We start from the raw sequence: 9,849 nt of genomic DNA on the forward strand, positions 1-9,849 counted from the left end.
CCTGGCCGCCTTCGGCGACCTCAAGGCAACCCGGAGGCAACCCGGAGGCGGGCGGCGCGAATGGTGGTGGCCACCCAAGGGGCGCGGGGAACTGCGCGTGGCGGGAGGGGATGGCCCGTGTGCCGGGTACGGGGCCTCACGTGCAAGTGGCCGTCCGCACCCGGCACGAGGGCGATGCCTTCCGATTCGCGCAGTACCTCGCGCCCCTGACCGCCTTCGGCGGCCGGCCCGAGGACGGGCGGGAGCGGGGCCGGATGGGTGTTCCAAGCCGACCCACCGGCTTGTGGTTGAACTTTGAACGAAATGGGTCTACGGTGGAGCCATCAACAAAGTTGAAGCCTAAACAACTGGCTTCGCACCCCGAGGAGCAGCAGCCATGGGCATCTTCAACCGCAACAAGACCGCCGCGACCACCACCGCCGTCGCCGAGCGCCCGGCCGGTCCGGACCTCGCCCACCTCACCGGCGACTACGCGATCGACGCCTCGCACAGCCAGATCGGCTTCGCGGTCCGCCACGCCATGGTCACCAACGTCCGCGGCCAGTTCACCGAGCACGAGGGCCTGCTCAAGCTCGACGGCACCACCCCGGAGAACTCCACCGCCGCCCTGACCATCAAGGTCGCCAGCATCGACACCGGCAACGGCCAGCGCGACGAGCACCTGCGCACCGGCGACTTCTTCGCCGCCGAGAGCTTCCCGGAGATCACCTTCCGCTCCACCTCCGCCGAGCGCCTCGACGGCGACTCGTACCGGATGACCGGTGAGCTGACCATCAAGGACACCACCCGCCCGGTCGTGCTCGACCTGGAGTACACCGGCAGCGCCACCGACGTGTACGGCGCCCAGCGGGTCGGCTTCGAGGGCTCGACCACGGTGGACCGCACCGCCTGGGGCCTGAGCTACAACGCCGCGCTGGAGACCGGCGGCGTGCTGATCGGCGAGAAGGTCAAGCTCAGCTTCGACATCTCCGCCGTCAAGCAGGCCTGACCGCGGCCGGCTCCCCGAGCAGTGCGGCGTCCTCGGCGGGCAGCCAACTGCCCGCCGGACGGCGCAGCCAGCCCTCACGGGAGGCTAGCCGTCCGGCCGCCTCGCGCAGGGCCCGCAGGCCCGGATGGCGCTCCCCCGGCCGGTGCACCAGGCTGACCAGGGCGAGCGGTACCGGCTCGACCAACGGCAGGGTCACGGCCCCGGGTATCCCGGGGCCGCCCGTCGTGGTGAGCATGGCCTCCCCGTGCCGCGTCAGGTAGTGCCCCACCTCGTCCACCCCGACCGGCGGTGCGTGCGGAGCGGCGGCCACCAGGCCGAAGGCGTCCAGCAGCCGGCGCCCCAGGTCGGTCCACTCGGTGGTGGTGGGATTGCCCGCGCAGACGTCCACCGGATACCCGGCCAGCGCCGCCAGCGGCACCCGCTCCAGCCCCGCCAAGGGATGCGAGAGCGGCAGCATCACCGCCATCTCCTCGAACCGCACCGGCAGTTGGGCCAGCCCGGCCCGGACTCCGGGCGGCAGCCCGGCGAAGCGCCCGAACGAGGCGTCCAGCCGGTAGGCCAGCAACTCCCCTGCCGCGGCGGCCAGTCCACCGTGGAAGCGGGCCAGCAGCTCCTGCCCGGGGCAGGCCTCCCGGGCCTCCGCCAGCACCCGGACGGTGGTCAGGTCGTCCCCGCCGACATCGTTGTTGAGGTCCACCAGCAGCGGCCGTCGGACGTCCGAACCGGCGAGCAACTCGTCGTGCAGGAGCAGGAGTTCCCGCACCTTCGGCAGCAGCCGCTCCCCCTCCGGGGTGAGCCGCACGCTCCGGGTGGTCCGGTCGAAGAGCCGCCGCCCGAGCGTCTCCTCCAGCGCGCGGACGTCCCGACTCAGCGCCTGCTGTGCCACGTGCAGCCGCTCGGCCGCCCGGCCGAAGTGCAGGGTGTCGGCGGTGGCCACGAAGCCGCGCAGCAGCCGGGGATGGAGATCACGGGGCATCCGGGCACCCTAGCCGATTGACAACACAGCTGTGTCAATGGCGCCGAACAGGTGTTGGACCGGGTGGCGGGACGGTCGTCAGGGTGGGTGTCACTCCCCCTCCGCTGACGTCCGCTCAGGAGCTCCGTGTTCGCCTCGTACCGCCGTCTGTTCGCCGCGCCCGGCGCGCTCGCCTTCACGCTGAGCGGGCTGCTGGCGCGGCTCTCCTTCTCGATGACCGGGGTCTCCGCCGTGCTGATGGTGGCCGCCCGGCGGGACTCGTACGCGCTGGCCGGGGCGGTCTCCGCCGCCGGGGTGGTCGCGGTGGCGGTCGGAATGCCGCTGCTCGGGCGGCTGGTCGACCGGTACGGGCAGGCGCGGGTCTCGGTGCCGTGCGTACTGGCCGGCATCGGGCCGATGGCCGGGCTGCTGCTCTGCGCCCGGTACGGCGCGCCGGCCTGGACGCTGTTCGTCTGCTACCCCCTGGCCTCGGTGCTGCCCAACCTCGGCGGCATGGCCCGGGCGCGCTGGGCGCACCTGTACGCCGACGACCCCGAGGCGCGGCACACCGCGAACGCGCTGGAGCAGGCGCTCGACGAGGTCTGCTTCATGGCCGGGCCGGTGCTCGGCACCGCGCTGTGCACCGGCCTCTTCCCGGAGGCCGGGCTGCTGGTGGGGTCGGTGCTGGGCGGGGGCGGGGTGCTGCTGTTCGCGGCGCAGCGGCGGACAGAGCCTCCGGTGCGGCCCCCGTCGACGGTGACGGAGGGTCAGGCGGGCGGGGTGCTGCGGGTGGGGCGGCTGTGGCTGCTGGTCGCGGTGTTCGCGGCGACCGGACTGCTCTTCGGCTCGATGGAGGTCACCACCGTCGCGTACGCCGACGCGCTCGGGCAGCGAGCCTCGGCGGGGTGGCTGCTGGGGCTGGTGGCGGCGGGGTCCGGGCTGTCGGGGTTGGCCTTCGGGGTGCTGCGGACCCGGATCGGGGCGGCCGGACGGCTGCCGGCGGGGTTGGGGGTGCTGGCCGGGCTGACGCTCCTCCCGCTGGCGGTCGGTCAGGCCGGGGGCGGGGTGGCGCTGCTCGGGCCGGCGCTGTTCGTGGTCGGGGTGGCGGTGGCGCCGACGATGGTGACGGGGATGACGCTGGTCCAGGAGGTCCTGCCGGCGGGCCAGTTGAACGAGGGCATGGGCGTCGCGGTGGCCGGGATCCTGGTCGGGATCTCCGCCGGGGCGGCGGGTGGCGGGGCCCTCGCGCAGCACGCGGCCCCCGGGACGGGCTACCTGATCACGGCCGGGGCGGCGGTCCTGGCGCTCGCCGTGACGACTGCGGGGTACCGGGGACTGGTCGGCCCGGGGACGCGGGGAACTACGGGCGGGGGAACGGCAGCACGGGCAACTGGCTGACGTGCCCCGATCTCACGCCGGTACGCCTTCCGCACTCGCGCAGTTCCTCGCGCCCCCGGCGCGCCCCGACACGCCGCCGCCAGCCCCCGGACCTAGCCGTCGAGGAAGGTGTACTCGTACTCCGGGAGCGGGTGGCCGCCGGGGAACCAGCCGGTGCGGGTGTCGGTGCGGGTGGCTCCCTCGCGTTCGTAGAAGGCGACGGCGCGGGCGTTGCCCTGGAGGACCTCCAGGTAGAGGGTGACGTCGCGGCAGTGGTCGCGGCAGGCGGCCAGGAGGCGGGCGCCGATGCCGTCTCCCGTGAGTCCGGGGCGGACGTGGAGGTTGTCGAGCAGGACGCGGCCGTCCGGCTGGGGCACCAGGTAGGCGAAGCCGACGAGCTCTCCCCCGCGCTCGGCGACCAGCAGGTGCGGGGTGTTGGCCGGTTCGCCGTAGTCGGCGGTCAGGCGCAGGTCCCAGAGTTCGCGCCGTTCCTCCGTCAGACCGTCGCCGAGGGCCTCGGCCGGGACGATGCCGGCGTAGGCGGTGCGCCAGCTCGCGCTGTGCAGGGCGGCGACCGCGGGGGCGTCGGCGGGGGTGCCGGGGCGGATGAGCGACTGGTCCATGCCGAGAGCCTGCCACAGCCCACCGCCACCCCATCTTGAACATGTTCAAGAATCGCTCTACAGTCATGCCCAGAGCTTTTGAACACGTTCGAAAAGGAGCGGTCCCATGGACCTCACGGTCATCAGCTACGCCGTCTACCTGCCCGTCGCCGCCGGCGTGACCTTCTGGGTCGCCCGCACCCTCAGCCGCAACGGCCGCCTCTTCCTCTCCGACGTCTTCGCCGGCGACGAACGGCTGGCGGACGCCGTCAACCACCTGCTGGTGGTCGGCTTCTACCTGATCAACCTCGGCTTCGTCGCCCTCTGGATGCGCAACGACCGCCGGGTCGAGAGCGCCGCCGGGGTCTTCGAGGCGCTCTCCTACAAGCTCGGCACCGTGCTCCTGCTGCTGGGCGTGATGCACCTGGGCAACGTGTACGTGCTCAACCGGATCCGCCGCCGGGGTTCGCTGGAGCAGCAGCAGCGCCCGCCGGTCGCCCCGCAGGGCTTCGTCGCCCCGTACCCGGCCTGACCGGCGGCGGGGGGCATGACCACCATGACGACGACCAAGGCCACGGCCGCCGCGGCACCGGTCCGCTGGCTCACCGTGCTGCACGATCCCGACTGCTCGCTCTGCCGCCACCTCGCGGCCTGGCTGCGCGGCCAGCCCAAGCTGGTGCCGCTGGAGCTGGTGCCGGTCGGCTCGTACGTCGCCCGGCAGAAGTTCCCGACGCTGGACCACGACGCCTCGCTCGGGGAGCTGACCGTGGTCTCCGACAGCGGGGAGGTCTGGCGCGGGGCCCCGGCTTTCGTCACCGCGCTCTGGGCGCTCACCGAGCACCGGCCGCTGGCCGTCTCGCTCTCCACGCCGGCGGGGCTGCCGCTGGCACGGGCCGCGGTGTTCGCCGTCAGCGCGTACCGCCGGGCGACCGGGGCCGGCGTCCCGGCCGCGGCCGGGGCCCCACCCGTGCCCGCACCCGCGCCAGGGCCCGTACCCGGGGCGGAGGGGTGGCCGCCGAGCGGTCCGGTCTGTGACGACGGCTCATGTCCGGTGCCGGCCACCCCGTCCGGGTAGGCTCAACCAGCGTGGAGCAGCCGAACCAGCACGAGAGCGACAACAGCCCCGCCGAGCAGGCCCCCGAGCTTCCGGGCGGTCGCGCCCTCCCCAAGACCGGGAAGAGCGAACAGACCCGGGCGCTGATCCTGGACACCGCGATGCGGCTGTTCAAGGAGCGCGGCTACGACAAGACCACCATGCGGGCGATCGCCTCGGAGGCCGGGGTCTCGGTCGGGAACGCCTACTACTACTTCGAGTCGAAGGAGTTCCTGATCCAGGGCTTCTACGACCTGATGACCTACGACCACGCCGCCGACGCCAAGGCCCGGATGGAGGGGCACAAGGAGTTCGCGGACCGGCTCCAGATCGCCCTGGAGTCCTGGCTGGACACGGCGGCGCCGTACCACGAGTTCGCCTCGCAGTTCTTCCGGACCGCCGCCGATCCGAACAGCTCGCTGAGCCCGTTCTCCAACGAGTCGCACCCGGCCCGGGCCACCGCGGTCCAGCTGTTCCGGGACGTGCTCGACGGCTCGGAGCTGAACAGCAAGCTGGACGCCGAACTGGCCGAGCTGCTGCCCGACCTGCTCTGGCTGCACCTGATGGTCGTGGTGCTGTACTGGGTCTTCGACCGCACCGAGGACACCGAGCGGACCCGGGAGTTCGTCCGCCGCTCGACCCCGTTCGCGGCCAAGCTGCTGACGCTCTCCCGGTACCGGGTGTTCCGCCCGATCGTCCGGGACGCCAAGGGGCTGATCCAGGACTTCATCCTGCCGACCATCGGCCGGACCCAGAAGTCCTGAACCACGCCCGCCTGGTGACGATCCGTCAGAACGGCTCCGGGTTCCACGCCCGGAGCGGGGTGCGCAGCAGCAGGTCGGCGGTGGCCGCCGCGCCGGGGCGCAGTTCGGTGACCAGGCCGGCCAGGGCCCGCCGGGAGGCGGACTCGGAGCCCAGGTAGAGGGCGCCCAACTCGGCCGCGTCGAGAGCGAGTTCGGCCGGCTCGTCGGTCGGCTCGGCCCGGCCGGTGCCGTCCGCGGCCACGGTCAGCGCCCAGCGGCCCTCGGCGTACCCGTGCCGGTCGGTGACCTCCAGCACCAGGCGGCCGGGAGCAGCGTAGGTGCGGGCGGCGAAGGCGGCCGGGACGTCCAGCAGCCGGAGCCAGGTGGCGTCGCCGAACTCCTCGCCCGGCCGGGCGTGCCGCGGGTCCTTGAGCCAGAGCGGCAGCGGGTCGTCGGCGCCGAGGTTCTCGACCACGACGGTCCGGACCCAGTCCACCGAGAAGACCAGGCGCCAGAGCGCCAGGGCCGCGGTGGTGTCCATCGCGAGGAAGTCGTCGACGGTGAGGGTGCAGTTGGGCAGGCCGTTCTCCCAGACGTCGTCCACCCGGTAGGTCGCGATGCCCGCGACGGCGCCGGCCGCGTCCCGGTAGACGGCGGCGAACGGCTCCTTCCAGTCGAAGCCGGGCGCGGTCAGCTCACCGGTGTACATCTTCCACCGGTACGACTTGCGCTCGATCGCCCCGGGCTGGGTGAGCCGCCACCGGTCGTAGAACTCCGGCCCGATCTTGCGGAGTTCCTCCATCGAGGCGAAGTCCACCCGGCCGGGGGTCGGCGGCAGGTCCCCCCGCAGGCCGCCGCTGCCGACGGTGTCGATCTTCAGTGCCTCGACCCGGGAGGAGGGGCCGAAGCCGAAGCGGCCGTAGATGGTGTACTCGGCCGCCAGCAGGATGGCGACCACGCAGCCCCGGGCCTTGGCGTCGGCCAGGTCGACGGCCATCATCCGGCTGAGCAGACCGCGCCTGATGTGGGTGGAACTGACCGTCACGGCGGAGACCGCGTCGGCCACGACGGTGCCGCCGCCCGGGACGGTCAGCTCGGTGTCGAAGCTGCGGAAGGTGGCCACGCAGCGGGCCGGGTCGAAGGGGTCGAACGCGCCCTGGAAGCGGTTCGGCTCGAACTGGAGGCGGCGGAACTCCCCGCCCTCCCCGATGTGCGGCCGCAGGAAGCCCCGGGCCAGCGCGCGCTCCCAGGCAGGGAGCTCGTCCTCGGTGATGTAGCGGATCTCGACCTGGTCCCCAGGTCCGTCGTTGCCCATCCCGTCACCGTACGACGCACCGTCAGGCCTCGGCATCCGTATTTCACCCGGCCGGCTCCCAGGGAGCTCCGAGGGACTCCACAGCTTTCCTCATCTCACATATGAGATATCGTCTGGCGAATGAGCGACGACTACCTCAAGCGCATCGGCGGTCTCATCCGCACCGCCCGCGAGCACAAGGGCAAGACCCAGGGCCAGCTCGCGGAGGCGCTCGGCACCAGCCAGAGTGCGGTCAACCGGATGGAGAAGGGCCAGCAGAACCTGACGCTGGAGATGGTCGCGCGGATCGGCGAGGCGCTGGACAGCGAGATCGTCTCGCTCGGCTACGCCGGCCCGATGCACCTGCGGGTCGACGGCGGAAGGCAGTTGAGCGGCGCCATCGACGTCCGCAGCAGCAAGAACGCCAGCGTCGCCCTGCTCTGCGCCTCGCTGCTCACCACCGGCCGCACCACGCTGCGCCAGGTCGCCCGGATCGAGGAGGTCTACCGCATCCTCGAGGTGCTCTCCTCCATCGGCGTCAAGGCCCGCTGGGTCAACGACGGCCGCGACCTGGAGCTCACCCCGCCCGCCGAGCTCGCCCTGGACTCCATGGACGAGGCCGCCGCGGTGCGCACCCGCAGCGTGCTCATGCTGCTCGGCCCGCTGATGCACCGCGCCGAGCAGTTCCGCATCCCCTACGCCGGCGGCTGCGACCTCGGCACCCGCACCGTGCAGCCGCACCTCGGCGCCCTGCGGCAGTTCGGCCTGGAGGTCGCCGCGACCGACGGCAGCTACCACGCCCAGGTCGAGCCGGGCGTCTCCCCCGGGCGGGCGATCGTGCTGACCGAGCGCGGGGACACCGTCACCGAGAACGCGCTGATGGCCGCCGCCCGGCACGACGGCGTGACGGTGATCCGCAACGCCAGCCCCAACTACATGGTCCAGGACCTCTGCTTCTTCCTGGAGCAGCTCGGCGTGAAGATCGAGGGCATCGGGACCACCACCCTGGTGGTGCACGGTCAGCCCGACATCACCTGTGACGTCGACTACGCGCCGGCCGAGGACCCGGTCGAGGCGATGAGCCTGCTGGCCGCGGCCGTGGTCACCTCCTCCGAGCTGACCATCCGTCGGGTGCCGATCGAGTTCCTGGAGATCGAGCTCGCCGTCCTGGAGCAGATGGGCCTCGACTACGACCGCACCCCCGAGTACCCCGCCGCCAACGGCCGCACCCGGCTGGTCGACCTGACGGTCCGTCCGTCCAAGCTCACCGCCCCCGTCGACAAGATCCACCCGATGCCCTTCCCCGGCATCAACATCGACAACGTCCCCTTCTTCGCGGTGATCGCGGCGGCCGCCCACGGCACCACCCACATCAACGACTGGGTCTACGACAACCGGGCCATCTACCTCACCGACCTGACCCGCCTCAACGCCGACGTCACCCTCCTCGACCCGCACCGCGTCCTCGTCCAGGGCCCGACCCGCTGGCGCGCCGCCGAGACCGTCTGCCCCCCGGCCCTGCGCCCCGCCGTCGTCCTCCTCCTCGCCATGCTCGCGGCGGAGGGCACCTCGGTGCTGCGCAACGTCTACGTCATCAACCGCGGCTACGAGGACCTGGCCGCCCGCCTCAACTCCATCGGCGCCAACATCGAGACCTTCCGCGACATCTGACGGTCGGACGACTGTCCTAGGCGGTGGCTAGCCTCGGGATCATGACGATCTTCGAGGGCCGGGGGTTTCCGGCCGGGCTGGCCGCCGCCCTGTCCGTTCCGTTCGCGGAGGAGGACGGGGTCGACTTCGAGGCGCTGGCGTCGTTCCTGCCGGAGGCGGAGGCCGCGGCGTGGTTCCGGCGGTGGAGCGGGAACGAGGGGTGCGGCGACGCGGAGTTCCTGGTCTTCGGGGCCGACGGGGCGGGTGGGTACGGGGCGGTGTGGGTGACCAGGCCCGGGCGGCCGGTGGAGGACCAGCCGGTGGTGTTCCTCGGGTCGGACGGGGACGCGGCCGTGGTGGCCCGGGACCTGGGGGACTTCCTCTGGCTGCTGGCCGACGGGTTCGGGCCGCGGGAGGCGGCCGGGCACGCGGCGGGCCGGCGCCGGCCTGGGCGGCCGCACGCCGGGCTGACGGCCGTGGCGGAGCGGTTCGCGCCGGGGCCGCGACGGCCCGGGGCGATCGTGGTCGAGCAGGCCGGGCGGGAGTTCCCGGACTTCGAGGACCTGGTGTACGGGATGGGCTGGATCGTGGAGGGCCCGGCAGCGGGCTGACGGCCGGTCAGGAGCCCGCGTCCGGGGGCGGCTGTCAGGGGCGGCCGTAGAAGTCGGGGCGGCCCATGATCCAGAGGCTGGCCTGTTTGATGGCGGTGCCGGGGCGGGGGGCCTCGATCATCTGGTCGTCGCCGATGTAGATCGCGACGTGGTGGATGTCGCGGGCGCGGCCGGTGTCGGTCCAGAAGACCAGGTCGCCGGGGCGGAGCTGGGCGTACGAGACCGGAGTGGACTCGGCGTACTGGTCGGCGGCGAAGTGGGTGAGGGACTTGCCGGCGCGGCGCCAGGCCATCATGGTCAGGCCCGAGCAGTCGTAGCCGGCCGGGCCCTCGCCGCCCCAGATGTAGGGCAGGCCGATCTTGGAGCGGGCGAAGGCGATGGCGGCGGCGGCTCCGTCGGCGGACCACGGGGTGTCGGCCGCCGCGTAGCCGTCGGAGGAGTGGGAGGGCGTGGCCGCCGCCGCGGCGGCGGCCGCTTCGCGGGCGGCGGCCTCCTCGGCGGCCCGGGCGGCCTCGGCGGCCTGTTGGGCGGCGATG

Annotated in this window: 11 protein-coding genes; 7 read left to right on the top strand and 4 right to left on the bottom strand. The window is 73.0% G+C overall.

The genetic code is table 11. From position 1 onward, the window contains the following. The first annotated feature begins 376 nt into the window (after positions 1-376). On the top strand, positions 377-988 hold the full coding sequence (locus ACWEPF_RS34710) for a YceI family protein (protein ID WP_452175716.1): 612 nt from the start codon (positions 377-379) through the stop codon (positions 986-988). On the opposite strand, the gene ACWEPF_RS34715 is transcribed toward ACWEPF_RS34710, so the two are convergent. Next, positions 975-1,964, bottom strand: coding sequence for a LysR family transcriptional regulator (locus ACWEPF_RS34715; RefSeq protein ID WP_452175717.1), 990 nt, complete (start codon positions 1,962-1,964; stop codon positions 975-977). The two genes, ACWEPF_RS34710 and ACWEPF_RS34715, sit on opposite strands and share 14 nt — an antisense overlap. A 126-nt stretch (positions 1,965-2,090) precedes the next feature. Between ACWEPF_RS34715 and ACWEPF_RS34720 the strand changes: the two genes are divergently transcribed. Then, positions 2,091-3,341, top strand: coding sequence for an MFS transporter (locus tag ACWEPF_RS34720; protein ID WP_452175718.1), 1,251 nt, complete (start codon positions 2,091-2,093; stop codon positions 3,339-3,341). 92 nt (positions 3,342-3,433) lie between these two features. On the opposite strand, the gene ACWEPF_RS34725 is transcribed toward ACWEPF_RS34720, so the two are convergent. Continuing rightward, positions 3,434-3,943, bottom strand: a complete 510-nt coding sequence (locus ACWEPF_RS34725) for an N-acetyltransferase family protein (RefSeq protein ID WP_452175719.1) — start codon at positions 3,941-3,943, stop codon at positions 3,434-3,436. 106 nt (positions 3,944-4,049) lie between these two features. Between ACWEPF_RS34725 and ACWEPF_RS34730 the strand changes: the two genes are divergently transcribed. From ACWEPF_RS34730 to ACWEPF_RS34740, 3 genes are read left to right on the top strand one after another with little or no spacing between them, the layout of a single operon-like run. Further along, positions 4,050-4,454 (top strand): hypothetical protein, encoded by a 405-nt coding sequence (locus ACWEPF_RS34730; RefSeq protein WP_345290962.1) that lies wholly within the window; start codon positions 4,050-4,052, stop codon positions 4,452-4,454. A 24-nt stretch (positions 4,455-4,478) separates the two neighbouring features. Then, a complete protein-coding gene (locus tag ACWEPF_RS34735) occupies positions 4,479-4,997 on the top strand; it encodes a thiol-disulfide oxidoreductase DCC family protein (protein ID WP_452175720.1) in 519 nt (172 codons plus the stop codon). A gap of 11 nt (positions 4,998-5,008) precedes the next feature. Beyond that, entirely contained in the window at positions 5,009-5,779 is a 771-nt protein-coding gene (locus tag ACWEPF_RS34740; RefSeq protein ID WP_345290964.1) for a TetR/AcrR family transcriptional regulator, read from the top strand. A gap of 25 nt (positions 5,780-5,804) precedes the next feature. On the opposite strand, the gene ACWEPF_RS34745 is transcribed toward ACWEPF_RS34740, so the two are convergent. Further along, a complete protein-coding gene (locus tag ACWEPF_RS34745) occupies positions 5,805-7,073 on the bottom strand; it encodes a GNAT family N-acetyltransferase (RefSeq protein ID WP_452175721.1) in 1,269 nt (422 codons plus the stop codon). Between the two features lie 120 nt (positions 7,074-7,193). Here ACWEPF_RS34745 and ACWEPF_RS34750 point away from each other — a divergent pair, with 120 nt between their 5' ends. Further along, the gene (locus tag ACWEPF_RS34750) at positions 7,194-8,723 is read left to right on the top strand and encodes a helix-turn-helix domain-containing protein (protein ID WP_452175722.1); all 1,530 of its coding nucleotides are present in this window, start codon (positions 7,194-7,196) and stop codon (positions 8,721-8,723) included. 41 nt (positions 8,724-8,764) lie between these two features. After that, a complete protein-coding gene (locus ACWEPF_RS34755) occupies positions 8,765-9,313 on the top strand; it encodes an SMI1/KNR4 family protein (RefSeq protein WP_452175723.1) in 549 nt (182 codons plus the stop codon). A 34-nt stretch (positions 9,314-9,347) separates the two neighbouring features. On the opposite strand, the gene ACWEPF_RS34760 is transcribed toward ACWEPF_RS34755, so the two are convergent. Next, positions 9,348-9,849, bottom strand: a 502-nt coding sequence (locus ACWEPF_RS34760) for a C40 family peptidase (protein ID WP_452175724.1), incomplete at its 5' end; no start/stop codon positions are given.

Source organism: Kitasatospora sp. NPDC004289 (assembly GCF_053602875.1).

Bases quoted from the DNA above. Each gene is read 5' to 3' on its own strand.
- ACWEPF_RS34730 (WP_345290962.1), top strand. From the start codon at position 4,050: ATGGACCTCACGGTCATCAGCTACGCCGTCTACCTGCCCGTCGCCGCC.
- ACWEPF_RS34710 (WP_452175716.1), top strand. From the start codon at position 377: ATGGGCATCTTCAACCGCAACAAGACCGCCGCGACCACCACCGCCGTC.
- ACWEPF_RS34755 (WP_452175723.1), top strand. From the start codon at position 8,765: ATGACGATCTTCGAGGGCCGGGGGTTTCCGGCCGGGCTGGCCGCCGCC.
- ACWEPF_RS34745 (WP_452175721.1), bottom strand. From the start codon at position 7,073: ATGGGCAACGACGGACCTGGGGACCAGGTCGAGATCCGCTACATCACC.
- ACWEPF_RS34750 (WP_452175722.1), top strand. From the start codon at position 7,194: ATGAGCGACGACTACCTCAAGCGCATCGGCGGTCTCATCCGCACCGCC.
- ACWEPF_RS34725 (WP_452175719.1), bottom strand. From the start codon at position 3,943: ATGGACCAGTCGCTCATCCGCCCCGGCACCCCCGCCGACGCCCCCGCG.
- ACWEPF_RS34735 (WP_452175720.1), top strand. From the start codon at position 4,479: ATGACGACGACCAAGGCCACGGCCGCCGCGGCACCGGTCCGCTGGCTC.
- ACWEPF_RS34715 (WP_452175717.1), bottom strand. From the start codon at position 1,964: ATGCCCCGTGATCTCCATCCCCGGCTGCTGCGCGGCTTCGTGGCCACC.